Annotated in this window: 18 protein-coding genes and 1 CRISPR repeat array; of the genes, 8 read left to right on the top strand and 10 right to left on the bottom strand. The window is 73.5% G+C overall.

The features are described 5' to 3' along the window. Positions 1-138: 138 nt before the first annotated feature. A complete protein-coding gene (locus ACFVIM_RS17455; protein ID WP_384301999.1) occupies positions 139-1,779 on the bottom strand; it encodes an ABC transporter substrate-binding protein in 1,641 nt (546 codons plus the stop codon). 492 nt (positions 1,780-2,271) lie between these two features. On the opposite strand from ACFVIM_RS17455, the gene ACFVIM_RS17450 reads away from it, so the two are divergent. From ACFVIM_RS17450 to ACFVIM_RS17435, 4 genes are read left to right on the top strand one after another with little or no spacing between them, the layout of a single operon-like run. Beyond that, positions 2,272-3,333 (top strand): LacI family DNA-binding transcriptional regulator, encoded by a 1,062-nt coding sequence (locus ACFVIM_RS17450; protein ID WP_384301997.1) that lies wholly within the window; start codon positions 2,272-2,274, stop codon positions 3,331-3,333. After that, a complete protein-coding gene (locus ACFVIM_RS17445) occupies positions 3,330-5,087 on the top strand; it encodes an ATP-binding cassette domain-containing protein (protein ID WP_384301995.1) in 1,758 nt (585 codons plus the stop codon). Before ACFVIM_RS17450 ends, ACFVIM_RS17445 begins: the two co-directional genes overlap by 4 nt. After that, positions 5,077-7,038, top strand: coding sequence for a substrate-binding domain-containing protein (locus tag ACFVIM_RS17440; protein WP_384301993.1), 1,962 nt, complete (start codon positions 5,077-5,079; stop codon positions 7,036-7,038). Before ACFVIM_RS17445 ends, ACFVIM_RS17440 begins: the two co-directional genes overlap by 11 nt. Before the next feature lie 23 nt (positions 7,039-7,061). Continuing rightward, positions 7,062-8,000, top strand: coding sequence for a ribokinase (locus tag ACFVIM_RS17435; protein ID WP_384301991.1), 939 nt, complete (start codon positions 7,062-7,064; stop codon positions 7,998-8,000). 34 nt (positions 8,001-8,034) lie between these two features. On the opposite strand, the gene ACFVIM_RS17430 is transcribed toward ACFVIM_RS17435, so the two are convergent. Then, entirely contained in the window at positions 8,035-8,433 is a 399-nt protein-coding gene (locus tag ACFVIM_RS17430) for a hypothetical protein (protein ID WP_384301989.1), read from the bottom strand. A gap of 132 nt (positions 8,434-8,565) precedes the next feature. Between ACFVIM_RS17430 and sigJ the strand changes: the two genes are divergently transcribed. Then, entirely contained in the window at positions 8,566-9,444 is an 879-nt protein-coding gene (sigJ, locus tag ACFVIM_RS17425; RefSeq protein ID WP_384301987.1) for an RNA polymerase sigma factor SigJ, read from the top strand. Between the two features lie 320 nt (positions 9,445-9,764). Here sigJ and ACFVIM_RS17420 read toward each other — a convergent pair whose 3' ends face one another. Beyond that, positions 9,765-10,682: a LysR family transcriptional regulator gene (locus ACFVIM_RS17420; RefSeq protein ID WP_384301985.1), complete on the bottom strand. Its 918-nt coding sequence runs from the start codon at positions 10,680-10,682 to the stop codon at positions 9,765-9,767. Between the two features lie 121 nt (positions 10,683-10,803). On the opposite strand from ACFVIM_RS17420, the gene ACFVIM_RS17415 reads away from it, so the two are divergent. After that, positions 10,804-11,292, top strand: coding sequence for a GNAT family N-acetyltransferase (locus tag ACFVIM_RS17415; RefSeq protein ID WP_384301983.1), 489 nt, complete (start codon positions 10,804-10,806; stop codon positions 11,290-11,292). 155 nt (positions 11,293-11,447) lie between these two features. Here ACFVIM_RS17415 and ACFVIM_RS17410 read toward each other — a convergent pair whose 3' ends face one another. The 3 genes from ACFVIM_RS17410 to ACFVIM_RS17400 all read right to left on the bottom strand — a co-directional run bounded on the left by ACFVIM_RS17410 (position 11,448) and on the right by ACFVIM_RS17400 (position 15,201). Beyond that, positions 11,448-12,179, bottom strand: coding sequence for a PIG-L deacetylase family protein (locus ACFVIM_RS17410; RefSeq protein ID WP_384301981.1), 732 nt, complete (start codon positions 12,177-12,179; stop codon positions 11,448-11,450). A 124-nt stretch (positions 12,180-12,303) separates the two neighbouring features. Beyond that, entirely contained in the window at positions 12,304-13,608 is a 1,305-nt protein-coding gene (locus tag ACFVIM_RS17405; protein WP_384301979.1) for an alpha/beta fold hydrolase, read from the bottom strand. Between the two features lie 270 nt (positions 13,609-13,878). Then, positions 13,879-15,201, bottom strand: a complete 1,323-nt coding sequence (locus ACFVIM_RS17400; protein ID WP_384302000.1) for a cellulase family glycosylhydrolase — start codon at positions 15,199-15,201, stop codon at positions 13,879-13,881. A 441-nt stretch (positions 15,202-15,642) separates the two neighbouring features. Then, positions 15,643-15,915: a CRISPR direct-repeat array (repeat unit 28 nt; unit sequence GGTCCATCCCCGCACGCGCGGGTTCGAC). Positions 15,916-16,146: 231 nt separating this feature from the next. On the opposite strand from ACFVIM_RS17400, the gene ACFVIM_RS17395 reads away from it, so the two are divergent. Both ACFVIM_RS17395 and ACFVIM_RS17390 read left to right on the top strand, forming a co-directional pair. Further along, positions 16,147-17,310 carry an ABC transporter ATP-binding protein gene (locus ACFVIM_RS17395; protein ID WP_384301977.1) on the top strand — a complete coding sequence of 388 codons (1,164 nt, stop codon included), beginning with the start codon at positions 16,147-16,149 and terminating at the stop codon, positions 17,308-17,310. 40 nt (positions 17,311-17,350) lie between these two features. Next, positions 17,351-18,547, top strand: a complete 1,197-nt coding sequence (locus tag ACFVIM_RS17390) for a hypothetical protein (RefSeq protein WP_384301975.1) — start codon at positions 17,351-17,353, stop codon at positions 18,545-18,547. Between the two features lie 19 nt (positions 18,548-18,566). Here ACFVIM_RS17390 and ACFVIM_RS17385 read toward each other — a convergent pair whose 3' ends face one another. From ACFVIM_RS17385 to ACFVIM_RS17370, 4 genes are all read right to left on the bottom strand, one after another. After that, positions 18,567-19,535: an ABC transporter substrate-binding protein gene (locus ACFVIM_RS17385; protein ID WP_384301973.1), complete on the bottom strand. Its 969-nt coding sequence runs from the start codon at positions 19,533-19,535 to the stop codon at positions 18,567-18,569. Further along, positions 19,535-20,206, bottom strand: a complete 672-nt coding sequence (locus ACFVIM_RS17380; RefSeq protein ID WP_384301971.1) for an ABC transporter permease — start codon at positions 20,204-20,206, stop codon at positions 19,535-19,537. The genes ACFVIM_RS17385 and ACFVIM_RS17380 overlap by 1 nt, the downstream gene beginning before the upstream one ends. After that, the gene (locus tag ACFVIM_RS17375; RefSeq protein ID WP_384301969.1) at positions 20,203-20,883 is read right to left on the bottom strand and encodes an ABC transporter permease; all 681 of its coding nucleotides are present in this window, start codon (positions 20,881-20,883) and stop codon (positions 20,203-20,205) included. Before ACFVIM_RS17375 ends, ACFVIM_RS17380 begins: the two co-directional genes overlap by 4 nt. 87 nt (positions 20,884-20,970) lie before the next feature. Further along, positions 20,971-22,296 carry a glycosyltransferase family 4 protein gene (locus ACFVIM_RS17370; protein WP_384301967.1) on the bottom strand — a complete coding sequence of 442 codons (1,326 nt, stop codon included), beginning with the start codon at positions 22,294-22,296 and terminating at the stop codon, positions 20,971-20,973. Positions 22,297-22,608: the final 312 nt, after the last annotated feature.

Raw genomic sequence — 22,608 nt, 5'->3', positions numbered from 1 at the left:
TGGCGAAGCCGCCGAGGGACCCCACCCGCCGCCGGGGGCGGGCGTGGTGGCGGCGGGGGGCGCCCACCCGCGCCTGGGCCCCCCTGGGGGGGCGGGGGCCCGCCGGGGGCCCCGCCCGCCCCCCGCTGAGGGCGGTGCTCACTTCTTGGGTGCCCAGTCCTCGACGTTCCACCAGGGGCCCGCGGCGAGTCCGTGGTCGTGCGGCTCGACCTGGGTGGTCAGGGGCTCCCAGGTGTCGTTGACGACGTACAGGTGGTCGATGTGGGTGAGGAAGGTGTACCCGGGGTTCTTCGCCAGCTCACGCTGGACGGTGTCGTAGGCGGCCTTGCGGGTGGCCTTGTCGCCGCTCTTGCGGCCGTCCTGGAGGGCCTTGTCGACGACGGGGTTGTCGTACCAGGCCATGTTGTTGAAGCCGTCCCCGGCGAGCGAGGAGGTCAGCAGCAGGTACTGGTCGAAGTCGGGGTCGCCGGGCGAGCCGCCGCCCGCGAGGACGGCGTCCTGCTTCATCCGGGGCTCGATGACCTCCCAGGTTCCGGCCTGGGTCTTGATGGAGATCCCGGCCTTCTTGGCGTCGGAGGCGTAGGCGAGGGCGTGGTCCTGACGGAGCTTGTCCCCGGCGACGTACCAGAGCGGGAACTCGGCGCGGACACCGTTCCTGACCCGGATGCCGTCCTCGCCGGGCTTCCAGCCCGCGTCGTCGAGGATCTTCCGCGCCGCCGTGAGGTCGTGGGTGCGCTCGGTGCCCCGGGTGAACCACTCGCTGTCGGTGGGCACGGGCCCGTAGGCGGGCTTCCCGGCGCCTTCGAGGATCTTGTCGACCATGGTCTGGCGGTCGACGGCGACATCGAGGGCGCGGCGCACGGCGGTGTCGCCGGTGACCTTGTTGCCGGTGGGCAGGGTCACGGTGCGGTAGTCGTAGGTGGTGGCGGCGTGGGTCTTCCTGCCCTTGTCGCCCTTGAAGCCCGCGGCGAGGTTGGGCGGCAGGATCGCGCCGTCGAGGTCGCCCGCGCGCAGCCGGGTGGCGCGTACGTCGTCGTCCTTGATGATCGCCATGGTGAACTTCTTCACGGCGGGGGCGCCGCCCCAGTAGGTGGGGTTGGCCTTGAAGCTGATCTTCTCGCCCTTGGACCAGCCGGTGAGCAGGTACGGGCCGGTGCCGACGGGCTTGGTGGTGAAGGGCCCGCTGTTGACGTCCTGCCGTCCGGCGATGTGCTCGGGGGCGATCGGCAGCACGGTGCGCTGGGCGAACGGCGCGTAGGGGTACTTCAGCGTGAAGACGACGGTGTCGTCGCCGACGGCCTTGACGTCCTTGATCGCGTCCAGTTCGGACCGTGAGGCGTTGTTGGTCTTCGGGTCGAGGATCGTCCGGTAGGTGAAGAGGACGTCCTTGGCGCCGAAGGGCTTGCCGTCGCTGAAGGTGACGCCCTGGCGGAGCTTGTAGGTGTAGGTCAGTCCATCGGGGCTGACCTGCGGGAGGGCGGCGGCGAGGGCGGGCTTGAGCCGCATGTCGGCGTCGAGGGCGAGCAGTCCGTCGAAGATCTTGGAGTTGCCGTCCTTGCCGAAGCCGAGCAGCGGGCTGAGGGTCTCGGGCTCGTAGGCGATTCCGACGACCGCCGAGGCACCGGCGTCCCCACCGGCTCCGGCGCCCTTGCCGCCACCGGGGGCGGAGCAGGCCGCGGCGCCCAGGGTGAGCGCGCCGGTCAGGGTGACGGCGAGCGTGGCGCGTATCGATCGGGGTGAACGTATCGACGAGGTCGAGCGGGTCGGTCGGGCGGACAAGGCTTCCACACCCCTACTGAAGATCAGCCGTTTTTGCGAACAGCACGCAATTAAACAGCAGAAAGGGGAACGGGGGTACCGCGACCCCGGCCCGTGCACCACCGGTCGGCGACACCGCCCCCAGCCAGCGGTACGAACGGTACGGAGATGGGGACCCTCGCAGGTCAGCACGGGTGGGTCGGGGATCGCGGGCGCACCCGGCGACAGCCCGGCGGCCAGGTCCATCCGGCCCGGACGCGGCGCCGTGGGGCGGGCCGCGCGCCCCTGCCGTACCAGCGCCCCCAGCCCTTTCCGGCCCCGCACATCACGATCCGGTCTCAGCCCCTTGCCCTCGGTCGTGGAATCGATTCCAATCATGGCTGAAACCCGTGGGCACGACGCGCCCACACGACCGTCAGGCCACAGGGTCGCGCGGTCACCCGATGGATATCCGGCCGCCCTCGTGCGGGGCCCGGCCGGTCTCTCCCTCTCCCCCAGGAGGTGAACGCGCCGGTGGCCAGCATCAAGGACGTCGCCAGCCGGGCCGGGGTGTCACCCGCGACCGTCTCGCGGGTGCTCAACGACCATCCGTCCGTCAGTCCCGGCGCGCGGGCGCGGGTACGGGCCGCCGTGGAGGCGCTGGACTACCGGCCCAACGCGGTCGCCCGGTCCCTGCGGACCGACCAGACCCGCACGCTCGGGCTGGTCATCAGCGATGTCCTCAACCCCTACTTCACCGCGCTGGCGCGCGCCGTCGAGGAAGAGGCCCGCGCCCTCGGCTACAGCGTCATCATCGGCAACGCCGACGAACGGCCCGACCTCCAGGACCACCACATCCGCACCCTGCTGGACCGCAGGATCGACGGGCTGCTGGTCTCCCCCACCGACGGCGGCTCGCCGGTGATGCGGGAGGTGGTACGGGCCGGGGTGCCGATGGTCTTCGTGGACCGCTGGCTGCCGGAGATCGACGTACCCGTGGTCCGGGCCGACGGCCGGGACGCGGTACGGGAGCTGGTCGCCCATCTGCACCGGCTCGGCCACCACCGGCTGGCCATCATCCAGGGACCGGCCTCCACCACCACGGGCAGCGAACGGCTCACCGCCTTCCGCTGCGCGCTGCGCTCCCTCGGGCTGCCGCTGCCCGAGGAGTACATCGGGCAGGGCGACTTCCAGGCCGAGAGCGGCCGCCTGGCGATGGAACGCTTCCTGGCGCTGCCGCGCCCGCCGGAAGCGGTCTTCGCCGCCGACAACCTGATGGCGCTGGGGGCCTGGGACGCGATCCGGGCCCATGGGCTGAGCGTCCCCGGGGACATCGCGCTCGCCGCCTTCGACGACATCCCCTGGTTCACCCACACCGACCCGCCCGTGACCGCCATCGCCCAGCCGACGGAGGAACTGGGGCGGGCGGCCGTGCGGGCCCTGGTCGAGCGTATCGACGGCACGGCGCCCCGCTCGGTCACCTTCACCGCGCGGCTGGTGGTCCGCCGCTCCTGCGGGGAGCCGGGCGGGAGGCCGGAAGCGGGCCCGGAGCCGGGCACCGGTTCCGCCACCGGTCCCGGGGCAGGCACACGATGAGCGACGCCGGGCCCGGCGTACTGCTCCGTGTCGAAGGGGTCCGCAAGACCTTCCCCGGCGTGGTCGCCCTGGACGGGGTCGACTTCGAGCTGCGCGCGGGCGAGGTCCATGTCCTCCTCGGCGAGAACGGCGCGGGCAAGTCGACCCTGATCAAGGTGGTCTCGGGAGCGCACCGCCCGGACGCGGGCCGGCTGACGATCGACGGGCGCGAGGTGCGGCTCCGCGACACCCGGCACGCCGAACGGCTCGGGATCGCCACCATCCACCAGGAGTTCACCCTGGTACCGGAGCTGACGGTGGCGGAGAACATCTTCCTCGGCCGTCAGCCACGCCGGTTCGGGCTGGTCGACCGGGCCGGGATGGAGGCCGACGCCGCCACGCTGCTGAGGCGGGTGGGGCTGGACGTCTCCCCGCGCACCCGGGTGCGGGAGCTGGGCGTGGCCCGGCTCCAGCTGGTGGAGATCGCCAAGGCACTGAGTCTGGACGCCCGGGTGCTGATCATGGACGAGCCGACCGCCGTCCTCACCGCCGAGGAGGTCGAACGGCTCTTCCGGATCGTGCGCGGCCTGCGTGACGAGGGCGTCGGGATCGTCTTCATCACCCACCACCTGGAGGAGATCGCCGCCCTCGGCGACCGGGTGACGGTGCTGCGCGACGGCCGCGGTGTCGGCCGGGTACCCGCCGACGCGGGCGAGGACACGCTCGTACGGCTGATGGTCGGCCGCTCCATCGGCCACCGGTATCCGCGCGCCGCCGGGGAGCCGGGGCCGGTGCTGCTGTCGGTACGGGGACTCACCCGCCGGGGTTCCTTCCACGACATCGCCTTCGAGGTACGGGCCGGGGAGGTCGTCGGGGTCGCCGGACTGGTCGGCGCGGGCCGGACCGAGGTGGCGCGGGCCGTCTTCGGCGCCGACCCCTACGACAGCGGTTCGGTGGAGGTCGCCGGGGTGCCGCTGCGGCGCCATGACGTGGCGGCGGCGCTGACGGCCGGGATCGGTCTGGTCCCCGAGGACCGCAAGGGCCAGGGTCTGGTGCTCGACGCGTCGGTGGCGGAGAACCTCGGCCTGGTCACCCTGCGGACGGCGACCCGCGCCGGGCTGGTGGACCGGGGAGCGCAGCGCGCGGCGGCGGCCCGCGTCGCGCGGAGCCTCGGGGTGCGGATGGCGGGTCTGGACCAGCGGGCGCGCACCCTGTCCGGCGGCAATCAGCAGAAGGTCGTCATCGGCAAGTGGCTGCTGGCGAGGTCCCGGGTGCTGATCCTGGACGAGCCCACGCGGGGCGTCGACGTGGGCGCCAAAGTCGAGATCTACCAGCTCGTCAACGACCTGACGGCGGCGGGGCACGCCGTCCTGATGATCTCCAGCGATCTGCCGGAGGTCCTCGGGATGAGCGACCGGGTGCTGGTGATGGCGGCGGGCCGGATCGCGGGTGAGCTGAGCGGTGCCGCGGCGACGCAGGACGCGGTGATGGCACTGGCCGTGGGGACGGCGGGCGCCGTGGAAACGTCCGGCGCCGTGGAGCGGACGGGGCCGCCCGGGAGGGCGGAGACCGCCGGGCAGACGGAGACGGCCGACGGGACCAGCGTGACGGGCGGGACCGACGGGCCCGCCCCGGCCGGCCAGGACCACCCGCCACGCGGGCGGCACCCCCAGCACCCCCAGCACACGACACCCAGCCCACGCACGGCACGGACGTCCGACGAGACCGGCACGCCCCCCGCGACGACCGAAGGGACGGACCCCTGTGACCACTGACACGACGGCCCCGCGCACGACGGACGCGGGTGGCGCGCGGGCGGTCCGGCGCGCGCTGCTCGACAACGGCGCGCTCAGCGCCCTGATCGTCCTGGTGGTGGCGCTCTCCCTGCTCTCCGGCGACTTCCTGACCACCCAGAACCTGCTCAATGTCGGCGTCCAGGCGTCGGTGACCGCGATCCTCGCCTTCGGTGTCACCTTCGTCATCGTCACGGCGGGCATCGATCTCTCGGTCGGTTCGGTCGCGGCCCTGTCCGCCACCGTCCTGGCCTGGCTGGCGACCTCGGAAGGGGTACCGGTCGGGATAGCCGTCCCCGTCGCGATCGGCACCGGCGTCCTGTGCGGGCTGGTGAACGGCGCGCTCGTCGCGTACGGGAAGCTGCCCCCGTTCATCGCCACCCTGGCCATGCTGTCGGTGGGCCGGGGACTGGCGCTGGTGATCTCCCAGGGCTCGCCCCTCTCCTTCCCCGAGCCCGTCTCCCGGCTCGGCGACACCCTCGGCGGCTGGCTGCCCGTGCCCGTGCTGGTCATGGTCGCCATGGGGCTGCTCACCGCCCTGGTCCTCAACCGCACCTATCCCGGGCGCTCGATGTACGCCATCGGTGGCAACGAGGAGGCCGCGCGGCTCTCGGGACTCCCGGTGACCCGGCACAAGCTCGTCGTCTACGCGCTCTCCGGCCTCTTCGCCGCCGTCGCCGGGGTGGTCCTCGCCGCCCGGCTGGACTCGGCGCAGCCCCAGGCGGCGCAGGGCTACGAACTGGACGCCATCGCGGCCGTCGTCATCGGCGGGGCGAGCCTGGCGGGCGGGGTGGGCCGGGCGTCGGGCACCCTGATCGGGGCGCTGATCCTGGCGGTGCTGCGCAACGGCCTCAACCTGCTGTCGGTCTCCGCGTTCTGGCAGCAGGTCGTCATCGGTGTGGTGATCGCGCTCGCGGTGCTGCTGGACTCGGTCCGGCGCAGGGCGGGGGCCGCCCCCGGCGCCGAGGCGGCCGGAACCGGCGCTCCGGGACCACGGCGGGCGCTGGTCCGCACGGGCGCCGCACTCGGTGTGGCGGCCCTGCTCGGCGGGCTCTCCCTCTGGCGCACCGGCACCGGCACCCCTGCCACAGGTCCCCGGATCGGCATGTCGCTGTCGACCCTCAACAACCCCTTCTTCGTGCAGATGCGGGCGGGCGCCGAGGCGGAGGCGCGGGCGCGCGGGGTGGAGCTGACGGTCACCGACGCCCAGAACGACGCGTCCCAGCAGGCCAGCCAGGTACAGAACTTCACCAGCGCCGACATGGCGGCCATCATCGTCAACCCGGTGGACTCCGGCGCCCTCTCCCCCGCCGTACGCGGCGCGAACACGTCCGGCATTCCCGTCGTCGCCGCCGACCGGGGGGTGAACGGCGCCGCGACGGCGACCCTGGTGGCCTCCGACAACGTGGCGGGAGGACGCCAGGCGGCGTCAGCCCTGGCGGCGGAGCTCGGTGGCCGGGGACGGATCGTGGTGCTCCAGGGCACCCCGGGCACCTCCGCCAGCCGTGAGCGCGGCCGGGGCTTCGCCGAGGGGCTGAAGGCGTACCCGGGGATCAGGGTGGTCGCCTCCCAGCCCGCCGGATTCGACCGGACCAGGGGTCTGGACGTGATGACCAATCTGCTCCAGTCGCATCCGGGGGTGAACGGGGTCTTCGCCGAGAACGACGAGATGGCGCTGGGCGCCGCCAAGGCGCTCGGCGCCCGCGCCGGATCCTCGGTGGCGGTGGTCGGCTTCGACGGCACACCCGACGCGCTGACGGCGGTACGGGCGGGCACGCTCTACGCTTCGATCGCCCAGCAGCCGAGGGAGCTGGGCCGGATCGCCGTCCGCGACGCGCTGGCCACCGCCGCCGGGAAGACGGTTCCCCCGCTGGTGCGGGTCCCGGTGAAGGTGGTCACCGCCGCCGACGTGGCCGCCTTCGAGCGGCCGTGAACGACGACAGAGGAGCCATGGCGATGTGTCCGAGGGACGGGTTCGACCTGCTGGTGGTGGGGTCGGCCAACGCGGATCTGGTGGTCGGGGTGGAGCGGCGGCCGGGAGCCGGTGAGACGGTGCTCGGCTCCGACCTCGTGGTCCACCCGGGTGGCAAGGGCGCCAACCAGGCGGTCGCCGCCGCCCGTCTCGGCGCCCGCACCGCCCTGCTGGCCCGGGTCGGCGACGACGGCCATGGCACCCTGCTGCTGGACTCCCAGCGGGCCGCGGGGGTCGATGTGACGGGCGTCCTGGTGGGCGGCGCGCCCACCGGGGTCGCGCTGATCACCGTCGATCCCTCGGGTGACAACAGCATCGTGGTCTCCCCCGGTGCCAACGCCCGTCTCTCACCGGAGGACGTACGGGCGGCGGCGGGCCGGGTGCGCTCGGCGCGGGTGGTCTCGGCGCAGCTGGAGATCCCGCTGGAGACGGTCGTGGCGGTGGTGGGGACGCTGGCGCCCGGCACCCGGTTCGTACTCAACCCGTCACCACCGCGCGCCCTGCCCGACGAGGTGCTCGGGGCCTGCGATCCGCTGATCGTCAACGAGCATGAGGCCCGGGTGCTGCTCGGCGACGCGGCGGGGCCCGACCCCGAGTCCTGGGCGCGGGCGCTGCTGGCCCGGGGCCCGCGCTCGGTCGTGGTCACGCTGGGCGCGGCCGGTGCGCTCTGCGCCGACGGCCGTACGGGAGTGCTGGAGCGGGTGGCGAGCCCCCGCGTCACGGTGGTGGACACCACCGGCGCGGGGGACGCGTTCGCGGCGGCGCTGGCATGGCGGCTCGGGCGGGGCGAGGACCTGGCGAGCGCCGCCGGGTACGCGGCGCGGGTGGGCGCCGCCGCCGTCACCCAGGAAGGCGCCCAGCCCTCCTACCCCACCCCGTCCGCCCTCCCCGCCCCGTGCGCCGGGGAGTCCGGCACACGGTGATGCCCCCGGCGACCCCGTACCGGGAACCGGGACCTCAGCGCCGGACCAGGGCCAGCAGGCTGAGTCCGAACATCACGACACCGAGGGGGTAGTGGAGCGAGGAGACCTGCGCGACACCGAGCACGACCTGGACCGTGCCGAGGGCGAGGAATCCCGACGCGTGCCAGATGGGCCGGGCCGGGCCGCCGCCCGGTTTCCACGCCAGTACGGCCGCGAGCAGATACAGCAGCGACGCCCCGTACATCACCCGGGCTCCGGCGTCGTGCAGCGTCGCGCCGTAGGACGAGGTGACCAGCAGTCCGGCGGAGACCGCCTGGAGCAGGATGGTCAGGGTCTGTACGGCGATGGCGATCCGCAGGACCGACCGAAAGGGCGGGAAGGGGGCGCCGCGCCGCGCGCCCGCCGCCGTCGTCACCGTCGTCTGAGTGGCCATGTTCCCGTCCCCTTGTCCGCCCGTCGGGCAGTCGATCGATAAGGTCTCACCCGTGCGACGACGCGGGCCCGCGGAAGGTAAGGCGAGGGGCGGCCGCACACCGGAGGGAGGGCCGGGACCGGCATGGAGGGGATGACCCGCGAGCAGCGTCGGCTGATCAACGTCGCCTACCGGTTGCTCGGTTCGGTGACCGAGGCCGAGGACGCCGTCCAGGACGCCTACGCGCGCTGGTACGCGCTGCCACGGGACCGGCGGGAGGAGATCCGCTCCCCCGGTGCCTGGCTGACGACGGTGACCAGCCGGATCTGTCTGGACCTGCTCGGCTCGGCGCGGGCCCGCCGGGAGCGCTATGTGGGCGCGTGGCTGCCCGAGCCGCTGCCCGACCGCGCCGAGTGGGATCCGCCGGGCCGCGGCGCCCTCGCGGACCCGGCCGACCGGATCGTCCTGGACGAGTCGGTGGACATGGCCCTCCTGGTCGTCCTGGAGTCGATGACGCCCGCCGAGCGGGTGGCGTTCGTCCTGCACGATGTCTTCCGGTACCCGTTCGCCGAGATCGCCGGTGTCCTCGGCCGGACGCCCGCCGCCTGCAAGCAGCTGGCGGCCTCCGCCCGGCGGCGGGTGGGCACCGCGCGCGCTCCGGTGACGGCGGCCCGCCGGGCCGACGTGGTGCGGCAGGTCAGGGAGGCGTGGCAGAGCAAGGACATCGCGGCCCTCGTCCGCCTGCTCGACCCGGCCGCCGTGATGACCGCCGATGGCGGTGGCGTGGCCGGTGCGGCCCCGCGCCCGGTGGCGGGCGGCGCGCGCATCGCCCCGTACCTGGTCGCCATCGCCGACCGGGCCCCGGGGCTCGAACTCCTGGAGCGGTCGGTCAACGGCGCGCCGGGGCTGGTGGCCCGACGGGACGGACTCGTCCAGACCGTCGCCTCGTTCGACGTCGCCGACGGGCGGGTCACCCGGATCTGGGCGGTCCGCAACCCGCTCAAGCTGCGGCCATGGGGGCGGGCGGGCTGACGGGCCCGGTCACGGCGGGCACCAGTGCTGTGGCGGGCGGCCGCCGACTCCGTACGGGATCCTCCCCCCCCCGGGTTGGGCCGGCCCGTCCCCGGCGCGGAGGCGACGGAGGCGCGGGGCGGCACCTCACGGCGGGGGACCGCTACCGCCGTGGAACCGTCCAGGACGCATCGGTGTTGACCTGCGCCGCGGTGGCCTGCGTGAGCTCCTTGTAACGGGTCGCTATCTCCTCGGCCCGGCCGAGGGGCAGTGGACCGCCGTACTGCTCGCCCCGTCGTGTCCGTCGCGCCTGGGGTCCGTACGGCGGCCCCGGGGCCGCGTCAGAGCTGCTCCGGCCGCGCGTCCCCCGGTCCCGTCCCGTACGTCAGCTCCGTCCAGAGATCGAGGAAGGCCCGCAGCGGCGCGCCCGGTCGGCCGGCCAGCCGCCAGGCGAAGACCTTCCGTAACAGGATGGCGGGCTCCAGCGGCACCACGACGATCCGCGGGTCCGCCGCGAGGACCGGACTCGCGCGTGACGTCAGGGCGACCCCGACCCCCTCGGCCACCAGCGCGACCTGGACGGCGACATCACTGGTCGCGTAGGCGATGTCGAGCCGCAGTCCCTGTGCCGCGAAGGCGTCCCGCACGAACGCGTGCGCCCCGCTGCCGGGACCGTAGCCGATCAGGGGGGAGCGCGCCGCCTCGGCCAGTGTCAACGGAGGGTCCACCGCGCGGCTCCCGGCCGGAAGCACGGCGACGATGCGGTCCTCCAGCAGCAGCCGCGAGCCGATGGTGTCGGGCAGGCCCTCCGGCGGGTCCGCGAGTACCGCCGCGTCGATCGCCCCCGTGCGGACCCGCTCCAGCAGAGCGGGACTGGACCCCCTGGTGAGACGCACACCCACCCCCGGATAGCGACGGTGGTACTCCCCGAGGAGCCGGGGCACGCGGGTGCCCTCCAGACCACCGACGGTGCCCAGCGTGAACGTGCCGCTGAGCAGGCCGGACCGTTCGGCGAACTCCAGTGCCGCCGCAGCGGCCGCCGCCAGGCAGGCCCGTGCGTGCGGCAGCAGCGCGGCACCGCCGGAGGTGAGGACCACCTGCCGGGGCAACCGCTCGAAGAGGGGCTCGCCCAGCTCTCTCTCCAGCGCCTGGATCTGCTGGCTGATCGCGGGCTGGACGACATGACAGCGCGCCGCCGCCTTCGTGAAGGACTTCTCCTCCGCCACCGCGACGAAGTACTCCAGCGTCCGCAGCTCCATGACCACGAGGCTAACAACTCCCCTTATTCCCAGATGTGTTGGCGTCGACAAGCCAGACGCTGTCCGGGCCGCGCCCCCTGCGGCCGTGGTCCCGGCGCCGCCCGTGAGGCATCCTGTCCCCATGCTGATCAGGGAAGCCGCCACGGAGGACTGGCCCGCCATCTGGCCCTTCTTCCATACGATCGTCGCCGCGGGTGAGACGTTCACCTTTCCGCTGGATCTGGACGAGGACCAGGGCCGCGACTGGTGGATGCTGCCGCCCCCGAACCGTACGGTCGTCGCGGTGGACGACGCGGGGGCGGTCCTGGGGACCGCGAAGATGAACCGCAACCACAGGGGCAACGGTTCGCATATCGCGAGCGCCAGCTACATGGTCGATCCGGACCACACGGGGCGGGGCGTGGGCCGTGCGCTGTGCGAGTACACCCTGGACTGGGCCCGTACGGAGGGCTACCGGGCGATGCAGTTCAACGCCGTCGTGGAGACCAACACCACCGCGGTGAGGCTCTACCGGTCACTCGGTTTCACGATCGTGGGGACACTGCCGGAGGGCTTCCGTCATCCGGCGGCGGGCTATGTGGGGCTGCACATCATGCACCGCCCGCTCTGAGGTTCCACGCCGACCACCCCACGCCGGGAGAATCCGCGCCCGCGCGCGGACCTCCCGACACCCCCCGCCCTCGCGGCCCTCCGCCGGATCGCGGCGTGTTCCGTGCGGAAGCGGTACCAGGGCACACGAGCCCGACGAGAGCCATCAGGCAGGATCTAGCGTGGGAACAGCTCGAACGTCACCGCCGGGACACCGCCGAAGCGTTCCGCGTTCGCCTCCGCGCTCGATGTGAGGAAGGTGCGGCAGTACCCCTCCGGGTCCTCGTCCGTCAGCACCTCGATATACGTACGGTGCGCCAGGAGCGAGCGCACCGAACGCTCCAGCCCCGGCCGCGCGTCCACCGCGTGGGTGGGGCGGGTGGATCCGGCGACCGCCACCCAGCGGACCCCGTTCCAGGGCTCCAGCCCCTCCCGCGCCAGCTCGGGGAAGATCCAGCGGTTGCCCGCGTCCGCCGCCGCGTCGAGGGTGGCGCGGCCGACGGCCCGGTGGTCCGGGGTGTTCCAGGCGGTGCCGCCCCAGGTGTCGCGGTGGTTGAGGGTGACGACCAGCTCCGGACGGTGGCGCCGGATCGCCGCCGCGATGTCACGGCGCAGTGCCGTCCCGTACTCGATCACCCCGTCCCGGTGGTCGAGGAACTCCACCGAGGTGACGCCGACGACCGCCGCGCTCTCCCGCTGCTCCCGCTCGCGCAGGGGCGCGCACTCGGCCGGGGCGATGGTGTCGATCCCGGCCTCGCCCCGGGTGGCGAGCAGATAGGAGACCTCCCGGCCGCCGTCGGTCCATCCGGCGACGGCCGAGGCACAGCCGTATTCGAGGTCGTCGGGGTGGGCGACGACCGCGAGCGCGCGCCGCCAGTCCTCCGGCATGGGGAGCAGCTGTTCGATCATGGGCGCAGGATACGGCGGCTGACAGACAAGCGCCCGCAGGCACACGACGGCCACCGGGCTCCCTGGCGCTCCCGGGCTCGCGCGCGCAAGACGCCCCCTCCGCGCGGGAGCCCGTCGCCCCGCGTCAGACCTCGTCGCGGACGAGGCCGATCAGCCGGTCGAGGACACGCTCGCCACCGGCCCGTACGCCGTCGTGCTCGTACTCGTCGGTGACCCAGGTACGCAGTCCCCGGATGGCGCGGGCGGTGCGCAGGGAGTCGGCGGTGTCGACGTACATGTCGTCGTGGTAGACGGCGGCGGCGACGGGGACCTCGTTGGCGGCGAGCCGGGCGGGGTCGTAGAGCGCGGGCCAGTCGGTGCGGGCGGCGAGCAGGTCGGCGGTCTCCCGCAGCGGGCGCAGCGCGGGGTCACTGGTGAAGTGCCAGGGGTGGATGGTCTCCCCGGTGAACAGCACGGGCGCGTCCCCGGCGAGTGCCGTGGCGGCGTCGAACGCGGGGAACTCGGCCCGCACCCGTTCGGCGGACCAGCCGGTGGCCCGCCCGCCCTGGGCGTAGATGGGCTCGTGGAGCAGGGCGTAGAGGGGGTGCCCGGCGAAGGAGAGCTGCTGCGAGACGGCCTCCTGGAAGGCGTCGGAGAGCTCGTGTCCCGCGCCCGTGCGGACGAAGGCGTTCTCCAGGAGGTAGTGGAGCTGGTGACTGCCGTCACCGGAGCCGAGGAGGATGCCGAGGGACTGGAAGGCCTCGACGGTCAGGGTGTATCCGCCGGGCAGGGTGGTGGGCTGCTCGGCGAGATGGGCCGCGATCCGGCGGGCCCGCTCCACGTCCTGGGGGTAGCGGGTGTAGTGGGCCTCCACCTTGCGCTGGATCCGGGGGTAGGCGGCACGGTAGACATCGTCGGCGTGGCCGTCGAGGGAGGGCAGTCCGCCGGTGATGAAGACCTCGCGCAGCCCTTCGGGCGCGGTGGAGAGGTAGTGGGTGGCGCAGAAGCCGCCGAAGCTCTGGCCGAGCACGCTCCAGGGGGCGCCGCCGGTCAGCTGCCCGCGGATCAGCTCGCAGTCGCGGACGATGCTGTCGGCGCGGAAGTGGCCGAGGTGGGCGGCCTGGGCGGCGGCGTCACCGACGGCGGGCAGGGTCTGGCGGTTGCGCGGGGTGGAGCGTCCGGTACCGCGCTGGTCGAGCAGGAGGACGCGGTAGTCGCGGACGGCGCGCCCGAGCCAGGCCGGGGCGCCGTTGAAGCGCCGGGCGCCATGTCCGGGGCCGCCCTCCAGATAGACCAGCCAGGGCAGGTCGTCACCCGTACGGCCGCCCGCGACCACCTCACGTCCGTAGACCTCGATCCGCTCGCCGTCCGGGGCGGTGTGGTCGAGCGGGACGGAGAAGTGGTGGTCGGTGAGGACCACGCCGGGCTGGCGGTAGGACGTCGAGGTCATGGCGGCTCCTGTCTGCGGACGGTGAACGCCCGCCCATGGGATCACAGCGGATTCCATGGGCAGGCGTGGGGGTCGGCCGAAGCGGCAGGTCAGACCCCGGTCATCAGGAGTGGAGCGGGCCGGGAGCCCTGACCGACCAGCCGGTCGGAGAGTCGGCGCGGCCCACCACCGGTCCCGCGTGGCGCGCCACGGGACCTGACCTCAGTGCCACAGGGCCGTGGGTCCTGGCCGCCGGAGCGCGGGTCCCGGCCACCGGGCCGGATGACCGCGTCACCGGGTCGGGAAGTCGTCCGCGGTGCGCGTCCGCTCGCGGATCCAGACGCCCGCGGGCTTGAGCTGCGCGGTCCCGGTCCAGGGGCCGCCGCTGTTGCAGGTGCCGGTCTTGAAGACGGCGCCGGTGCGGTTGTCGTCGGAGAAGTTCCAGTTCACCCAGCTGATCTTCTTGCTCGCCATCAGGTCGAGGAAGCGCTGGGACATCGCGAAGTCGTTGCTGCCCTCACCGGCGTAGTTCTGGGTGCCGAACTCGGTGACGAACATGGGGATACGGTCGGCGGCCCGGGAGAGGGCGTTGAGATAGGCCTCGCGGTGCGAGAACGCGTAGAAGTGGAAGGTGTAGAGGATGTTGGTGGCCCGTACCGGGTTGTTGATGACCTCGGTCTCGTTGGAGCTCTCGGAGACACCGAGGGAGGACCAGGCGCGGGTGCCGACGAGGATCGGGCTGTCGGGGTCCTGGGCGCGGATGACGGGGATGAGTTCCTCGGCGTAGCCCTTGATCCGGGACCAGGCGACGCCGCTGGGCTCGTTGGCGATCTCGTAGAGAAGGTTGTTCTTGTTCCGGTGCCGCTGGGCGATCTCCGTGAAGAAGGTCTTGGCACGGGCGAGGTTCACCATCGGGTCACCGGGGCTGAGCATGTGCCAGTCGACGATGGCGTACATCCCGCGCGCGGTGGCCTGCTCGATGATGGAGTGGACCAGATCGGTGAACTTGCGCGGGTTGGTCTCGTAGCCGCCCTCCTGGATGTACATGGAGATCCGCAGGACGTCGGCCTTCCAGTCACCGGCCAGGGCATCCAGGGAGGCGCCCGTCACACACTGCGGGTACCACTGGAGGCCATGGGTGGACATGCCGCGCAACTGGATCGGCTTGCCGTGCTGGTTACAGAGCTTGGTGCCGCAGACGGTGAGCTGTCCGTTGATCTCGGCCGGGGTCTTGGCCCCGGGCCCGGGGCCGGGGTCTCCGCCGGTGTCCACGGTGAGGCTGTCCACGTTGGGTCCGCCGCCGGCGGTGGTGGCGGTGGCCCGGACGGTGTTGGCTCCCGCCGTCAGGGCGGCGTCGACCGTGACCGTGGACCAGGTGGTCCACGCGCCGGTGGCCGGGAAGGCCCGTGCGGTGGCGACGCTGGTGCCGTTGACGGTGATGGTCATCGGCCTGCTGGCGCTGGTGCCGTTGGCGAAGCGGAGGGTCAGCGGGGTGCTGCCCGCCTGCTGCGCGGTGACGGACCACTCGACATAACTTCCGGTGGTGTTGGTGTAGTTGACGAAGCCCGAGCCGGTGAACCCGGCGTGGTTGGACTCGACCGCTCCCTGGGAGATGGTCGCGTTCTCGGCTTCGATGGTGGTGGGCGCGGCGGGCGCGGGTGTGACCGGCGCGGCGGGTGCGACCGGCGCGGCCCGCCGGTCCGGCGCTGGGGCCGCCGGGGCCGCCGTCGCCGCGGTGAGACCGAGGACGAGGGCGGCGGCGAGGGTGGCCGCTCCCCCGAGGGGGCGCGACCAGAGTCGTGGGGCTCTCATGGTGTGTCTCCCGATGCCTGGTTGTGGGGATCCGAGGACTGAAAGGAAACTTTCCTAACGAGAGAGAACCAGCACCCGGGACGCCCTGCAAGGGTCATGACAAGAAAATGATCGGCGGGTGAGTCACGGGCGACCCGCCCGGTGTGCGCCCCGCGTGAACAGCGCTCACCGTCATCGCGGGATCCCCACCCGGGCCCCAGCACCCGGCAGTTGAGGAGAGGGTTCCGCCGCCGCTGGGCCTCGCGGCACCACCCGCGTGTGCGGGTTCGACTGCCCGGAGTACCTGTTGGTGCCGCTGGCCGAGGGTCCATCCCCGCACGCGCGGGTTCGACGGTAACCGGGCCATCACAGAACGGCACGATCCCGGTCCATCCCCGCACGCGCGGGTTCGACGGCCTGTGTCAGGCCCGCAACCTTCCGTAATCGCGGTCCATCCCCGCACGCGCGGGTTCGACAAGGCGTAGACGCACTCCAGGCCGAGGGTGTCCGGTCCATCCCCGCACGCGCGGGTTCGACACTTGCTGACCTGCGGGTCTACCGGCCAGTAACACGATTTTGCTTCAGTTGCTTTCGGGTCCTCACGTTCCCCACGCCCTCGGCGACTTCGCTTCCTCCCACGCTACCGGTGCGGCTGCCGTCCTACTGCCAGGCCCGGAAGGACAGCTCGTCCGGCACGCACGCGAGGCGGTCTCCAGGCGGCGCCGAGGCAGGTCGCGCCCCTCGGCGGCAGGGCCTAGCGTGGGGCGGGTGATCCGGTTCGAGGATGTCGCCAAGGTCTATCCGGACGGCACCACCGCCGTGGCCGGGCTGACCTTCGAGGTCGCCGAGGGGGAGCTGGTGACCCTGGTCGGGCCCTCCGGCTGCGGTAAGACGACCACGATGATGATGGTCAACCGGCTGATCGAACCCACCTCGGGCCGGATCCTGGTGGAGGGGCGGGACATCGCGACCGCCGACCCGGTGGCCCTGCGCCGCTCCATCGGCTATGTGATCCAGCAGGCCGGGCTGTTTCCCCACCGTACGGTCCTCGACAACACGGCGACCGTCCCCCTGCTGACCGGCTGGAAACGGGCGAGGGCACGGGCGCGCGCCGCCGAGTTGCTCGATCTGGTCGGTCTGGATCCGGCGGTGTACGGGACCCGCTATCCGGCACAGCTCTCCGGGGGCCAGCGCCAGCGGGTGGGGGTGGCGCGGGCGCTGGCGGCGGATCCGCCGGTGCTGCTGATGGACGAGCCCTTCGGCGCGGTCGACCCGGTGGTGCGCGAGCGGCTCCAGAACGAGTTCCTCGCGCTCCAGGCCACCGTGCGCAAGACCGTGCTGCTGGTGACCCATGACATCGAGGAGGCGGTACGGATGGGGGACCGTATCGCCGTCTACGGACAGGGGCATATCGAACAGTTCGACACCCCGGCGGCGGTCCTCGGCGCGCCCGCGACGCCGTATGTGGCCCGCTTCATCGGCGCCGACCGGGGCCTGAAGCGGCTCTCGGTCACCGCGATCGAGGCCGACGACCTCGAACAGCCGCCGATCGCCCGGCTGGATGAGACCGCACGGGCGGCGGCGGCCCGGCTGCGCTCCGAACGGGCCCGGTGGGCGGTGGTCCTGGGCGCGGGGGGCGAGTTGCACGGCTGGGTGAGCGCGGACGCGCTGGCCATCGCCGGGGAGGGGGGCACGGTGGGAGATCTGGCCCGGCGTATGGAGGCGTGGGTACCGCTGGGGGCGCCGCTGAAGCAGGCGTTCAGCGAGATGCTCCAGCATGACGCGGGCTGGGTCGCGGTCCTCGACGGCTCGCGCTTCGTGGGCGTGCTGACCCCGGCGAAGCTCCACGAGGCCCTGCGCCGCTCGGTCGACGCGGATGAACGCGGCGTGTCCCGGGACGAAGTGGAGTTCGATTCCGTGTCGGACGCGTGACGGTCACGGCCGGGCCCGCGCGTCGGATACGGTGCTGGGTGTGCTGATCACGGGAGGGGAGAGCGCCGCACCGGGAACCGCGCTGCTGATCGCGGCCGCGCCGGTGGGCAAGGGGCGGCTGATCGACGCGAGTTCGGCGCTGCCCGCGCTCGCCGCGGTGCCACCGGGCGCCCTCACGGGGACCGAGGTGGCGACCGTGGTCGAACTGGCCGACCCGCTCGACCCGCAGACGGTCCTGACCCGGGTCCGCGCCGCCGCGGCGGCCCCTGGACCGCTGCTGCTCTGTCTGGCGGGCCAGCTCCAGCTCGACCGCAAACAGCGGTTGGTCCATCTGGCCCTGGCCCGTTCCACCGCCGCGACCCTGCGCTACACCGGACTGCCCTGGCACTGGCTCGCCGCCGAACTGGCCGTCCGCCGCCCGGGGACCACCACCGTGCTGCTGGACCTGGTGGCCGACGCGGACGCCTGGACCCGGGTGGCCGAGGCGGGTGAGCTGGGCCTGGGCCCCTCGGTTCCGCTGTACGGACGTATCACCCCACCGCCCGGACGACGGGGCCCGGCCACCCCCGAGTACCTCCGGGCCTGTGCCGAGATCTGGCGCAGCGGCGCCCGGCCGGACCTGGCCACGCTCCATGAGCATGCCGCCGTACGCGCCGGAGGCGAGGGCGTTCTGCTGCTCTCCGGCTTCGGCGCCCCCGCCCCGTCGGACACCGGCAGCGATGCGTGGGCGCCCGCACCGGCCCCGTCCCCTGCCGGTACGGAGTCGGCGAGCCCACCGCCCCCGCCCGGCGCGGCGCCGACCCCGAGGCCGGAGCCGGATCCGCACCCCGGAATACTGGCCGCGGCACGGGCCGGGCGGCACTCGGAGGCCGCGGCGGCCGCCGCCGCGTGGGAGCAACAGGAGCTGCGGACCCATGGTCCTGGCTCGCCGCAGGCGCTGCACTGGCTGGAGGTACGGGCCGATCTCGCCCGGCTGGCCCGGGAGCCCGGCCTGAGCTGTGAGCTGTGGATGACCGCCGCCGAGGCACGGCTGGCCCAGGCGCAGGCCCCGGACGACCTGGAGGTGGAGGCGGCCGTGGACCGGGCCCACCACCAGTGGGAGCAGCTCACCGAGATGGACCGGGCCCGTGCGCTGGCCCCCCGTCTGGTGGCGCTGCGGCGCCGGGTGCCGGGGCGTCAGCGCGGGGCCCTGCGGGTGCTGCGCCAGCGTCTGGAGTCCCTCCACGCCACCCGCTGACCCGCCCCCTCACCCGCCCTCACCCGCCGTCACCGGGCAGCAGGCCCTTGGCGGTCAGATACCGCTTCGCGACGGCGTCGGGCAGTCGGCGCCAGCTGTCGACCTGTTCGTTGAGGGAGGCGAGGTCGGCCGTGGTGAGCACGGTGTTCAGCCGGTCGAGGGCGCGGGCGATCCGGGGGCTCCCGGCCCGGGCCCGGTTGACGACCGCCACGATGTAGTCGGCGTTCTGGAGGTGCTTGTCATCGGCGAGCGTCACCAGCCCGAAGTCGTCCAGGGTGGCGTCCGTGCTGGTGGTGAGAACCATCTGGGCCCGGCCGTCGCGCACGGCCTGCTTGGCCTGGGTGGTGCCCACCCCTTTGGGGTCTATGCCGGTGACCCGGATGCCGTAGGTCTGCTCCAGACCGGGGGCGCAGTAGGGCCGCTGTACGCATTCGTCCCCGGCGGCGATCCGTACCGGTATCCCGGCCCGGCCCAGCTCGCTCAGGGTGCTGAGGTGGTGGCGGCGGGCGAAGTCGGCGCTGACGGCGAAGGCGTTCTGGTCGACGGCGCGGCCCGGGTCGAGGACCTTCAGCCCCCGGGGCGCGGCGAGCCCGCGCAGCGCGGTCATGGTCGCGGCGAGGTCGGGGGAACCGACGGGCGGCGCCCCCGGGCCGTGGACCTTGGCGTTGAGCCAGTCGGCGAAGGTGGCCGCGTACTCGGGGACGATGTCGAGCTGGCCGCGTTCCAGGGCGGGTTCGTAGATCTCGCGGTTGGTCACGGTGATCACTCGGGTGCGGTATCCGGCATGGTCCAGCAGCAGGGCGTACATCCGCGCCAGGAGGTCGCTCTCGGTGAAGCCGGCCGAGCCGATGGTCAGCCGCCGGCGGTCGCCGGGCGGGGCCGTGACCTCGCCCTGTTGTTCCAGGGAGGGTCCGGTGGCACAGGCGGTGAGTACCAGCAGGAGCATGGTGGCCAGAGCCGACCGGGCGCGGGCGCGAAGGGCGCGCATCAGGCCGGCTCCCACGGCCGTCGCCGTCCCAGCCGTCCGCCGAGCTCGAACAGCCCTTCCACGAGCAGCGCGAAGACGGCGACGAGGACCGCCCCGGCCACCACCTGGGGGGTGGAGGCGAGATTGAACCCGGCGGTGATGATCCGGCCGAGTCCCCCGCCGCCCGCGAGTGCGGCGAGGGTCGCGGTGGCCACCAGTTGGACCGCGGCGATCCGTACCCCGGCGAGTACGAGGGGCAGGGCGAGCGGGATCTCGACGGCGAGCAGCAGTTGGCGGCCCGTCATCCCCATGCCGCGCGCCGCGCGGACGACATCGCGGTCGACGCCGCGCATCCCCACATAGGCGTTGGTGAGCAGCGGCGGGATGGCGAAGAGCACCAGCGCGACGATGGTGGGCCAGGCTCCGGCGCCGCCGATCGGGCTGAGCAGCAGCAGGACCAGCACGGCGAAGGTGGGGACCGCGCGCCCCACGTTGGCGAGGTTCACGGCGAGGGCCCCGCCCCGGCCCAGATGTCCGAGGAGCAGGGCGATGGGAAGGGCGATCAGACAGGAGAGCGCGAGACAGACCACGGTGAGCTGGAGGTGTTCGGCGAGCCGGTGCCAGACCCCGTTCTCGCCCGACCAGTGGGCGGGGTCGGTGAGCCACCGCCAGGTGTCGGTGAGGACCGTCATCCGGGCACCGCCCGGGTCCAGGGTGTCGTGTACCGCTGGGCGAGCAGGAGCAGCAGGTCGGCGGCGACGGCGATCAGCACACAGAGCGCGGACGCGGTCAGCACCTGCGCCTTGAAGTAGGTGTTCATCCCCGCGTAGATCAGGTTCCCCAGGCCGCCGAAGCCGACGATCGCGCCGATGGTGACGAGGGAGATGGCCGAGACGGTGGCGATCCTCAGTCCGGCGAAGGCGGCGGGCAGGGCGAGCGGCAGTTCGACGGCGAGAAGCAGCCGGACCGGGCCGTAGCCCATGCCGCGTGCGGCCTGCCGGGTCTCCTCGGGCACGGCGCGCAGCCCGGCGAGGAGATTGCGGACCAGGAGGGTGAGCGAGTAGAGCACGAGACCGGTGATGACGAGGGAGGCGGACAGCCCGTACAGCGGCAGCAGCAGCGAGAACATCGCGAGTGACGGGATGGTGTAGAGGACCGTCGTCGCCCCGAGCACCGGTGGTGCGGCCCAGCGCCAGCGGCGGGCGGCCATCGCCAGCGGTACGGCGACGGCCAGCGCGATGGCCACCGAGGCGGCGGTGAGCTGGAGGTGCTGGACGGTGGCGTCCCACAGGACCGCCCGGCGGGTGGTGAGGTACTCGCCGCAGAGCCACTCATTGCGCGCCAGGCAGTCGTCGGGGGGCGCCGTCATCCGTCCATTGCAGCGCGGGACGGTGGGGGTCGCCCGTGGGCGGGGCCGTTCGGGTGGACCCGCGGGGCGGGGGCGGGGGCCGGTGGCTCATCCCACCCGGGCCGCGCCGAACAGGTCGTGGTGCAGATCGCGCAGCAACGCCTCCTCCCCGGGGCAGCTGCGGTCCAGCAGTCCGAGCCGCCCGGCGCGGTCGAGCAGGTCGCCGGTCTCTTTGAGGCCGTAGCAGTCGAGGACCGCGCGGACCGGGTCCGGGTAGCGCTCGGCGGTCAGCGGGCGGGAACGCCGGGGCGGGGTGACCGCGCGGCCCGTACCTGCCACGGCGGTCAGTTCCGGCACCCTCTCCCGGTCGGCCCGGTCGGCCCGGTCGGCGAGGTTGGCGAGGTTGGCGAGGTCCGCCACGAACTCGGCCAGGGGCCGGGTCGCGGTGTCCTGGCGGGCCCGGTCGCTCAGCCGTCCCTCGGACGGCGCGCGGCGCAGCACCCGCTGGCAGACGGCGGCGAAGTCCTCCGGGTCCATCCGGGCGAACTCGTAGGGGTTGGCGCGGGGGCGGGAGAGGTACTCGACCGCGACCAGGCCGCCGTTGGCGTCGTCGATATACGAGGGGGCGCCGCCCCAGCGCGGGACGACCACCGGGATCCCCCGGGCCAGCGCCTCCATCGGCCCGCTGGTGTAGGTGTCGAAGACGCTGGTCGCCCCGGAGACATAGAGGTCGGCCGCGCTGTGGAGGTCGGCGGTACGGGAGGGCTCCAGCCGGTGGAAGAGGATGACGTCCCGCAGCCGGGGCGCGAGCCGGTTGTAGTACGGCGGGTCGATCTGGGTCATGGACAGCACCAGCAGCACCCGGGGGTCGGCGCGGCGCAGCCGCCGTACGCCGTCGAGCAGCGGTTCGAGGCCGCCGTCGTCGAGGAAGCCGCCCGTGTGCAGCAGGAGGGTCCGGTCCTTGGGCAGTCCGAGGGCGTCCCGGCAGCCACCGCGGTCCTTGCGGCCCCGGGCTCCGTCGGGGGCGCGGACGGCCTCGGCCCGGATGCCGCTGACGTGGTGCCAGGCCCAGGCGGCGCTGGGGGAACCGCAGAGCGCCAGGTCGCCCGGGTGGGGGTGTTCGGCGGCCAGCAGGGCGTAGAAGAGGTTGTGCAGTGGATAGGGGTTGGTGTGGGGGATCATCAGCGCCGGCCGGCAGTGGCCGTCCCGGCGCATCAGATGGAGCAGCGGCAGGGACTCGGCGTGTTCGGCGACCACGACGTCGACGGAGGCGAGGTCATGGGTGGCCGTCAGGGCGGCGTACTGCTCCAGGAAGCGGGCCCGGGTGTGCTGGGCGGGTGGCAGCCGTCGTACGGGGAAGTGCAGGGTCCGTCCGGCCGGGTGGAGATGGCGGAGCCGGGCGGGTGAGTCGGTGAGAGCGAGGATCGTGGTCATGCGGGCTCCCGGGCGGCGGCCGGGCGCGGCGGCGCCCTGACGGAGGAGGTCACCGGAGCTGGGCCGGTGCTGACGGACGCGCCGTCCGGCCGTGGCCGGTCGGCGCTGTGGCGTGGCCGGGTCTCGCCCGGGAGGTGACGCCTGAGGGGTGGCAACGGAGGGGCGGTGCGCCCGTGGGGCTGGTCGGTGGGACAGTCCTGGTCGCCTCGCCGGGCCCTGGAGCGCGGTGGGAGGTGCCGGATGTCCGGGGGACGGGAGCGGGCTTCCGTCGCCGTCGTGGCACTCCACGCGGGGCACGGGGAGGTACGGAGG

This window comes from Streptomyces sp. NPDC057638, from assembly GCF_042800315.1.
Classification (GTDB): domain Bacteria; phylum Actinomycetota; class Actinomycetes; order Streptomycetales; family Streptomycetaceae; genus Streptomyces.
This window is presented reverse-complemented; position numbering and strand designations above follow the sequence as displayed.

Bases quoted from the DNA above. Each gene is read 5' to 3' on its own strand.
- ACFVIM_RS17415 (WP_384301983.1), top strand. From the start codon at position 10,804: ATGCTGATCAGGGAAGCCGCCACGGAGGACTGGCCCGCCATCTGGCCC.
- ACFVIM_RS17385 (WP_384301973.1), bottom strand. From the start codon at position 19,535: ATGCGCGCCCTTCGCGCCCGCGCCCGGTCGGCTCTGGCCACCATGCTC.
- ACFVIM_RS17435 (WP_384301991.1), top strand. From the start codon at position 7,062: ATGTGTCCGAGGGACGGGTTCGACCTGCTGGTGGTGGGGTCGGCCAAC.
- ACFVIM_RS17370 (WP_384301967.1), bottom strand. From the start codon at position 22,296: ATGACCACGATCCTCGCTCTCACCGACTCACCCGCCCGGCTCCGCCAT.
- ACFVIM_RS17445 (WP_384301995.1), top strand. From the start codon at position 3,330: ATGAGCGACGCCGGGCCCGGCGTACTGCTCCGTGTCGAAGGGGTCCGC.
- ACFVIM_RS17420 (WP_384301985.1), bottom strand. From the start codon at position 10,682: ATGGAGCTGCGGACGCTGGAGTACTTCGTCGCGGTGGCGGAGGAGAAG.
- ACFVIM_RS17410 (WP_384301981.1), bottom strand. From the start codon at position 12,179: ATGATCGAACAGCTGCTCCCCATGCCGGAGGACTGGCGGCGCGCGCTC.
- ACFVIM_RS17375 (WP_384301969.1), bottom strand. From the start codon at position 20,883: ATGACGGCGCCCCCCGACGACTGCCTGGCGCGCAATGAGTGGCTCTGC.
- ACFVIM_RS17430 (WP_384301989.1), bottom strand. From the start codon at position 8,433: ATGGCCACTCAGACGACGGTGACGACGGCGGCGGGCGCGCGGCGCGGC.
- sigJ (WP_384301987.1), top strand. From the start codon at position 8,566: ATGACCCGCGAGCAGCGTCGGCTGATCAACGTCGCCTACCGGTTGCTC.
- ACFVIM_RS17380 (WP_384301971.1), bottom strand. From the start codon at position 20,206: ATGACGGTCCTCACCGACACCTGGCGGTGGCTCACCGACCCCGCCCAC.
- ACFVIM_RS17405 (WP_384301979.1), bottom strand. From the start codon at position 13,608: ATGACCTCGACGTCCTACCGCCAGCCCGGCGTGGTCCTCACCGACCAC.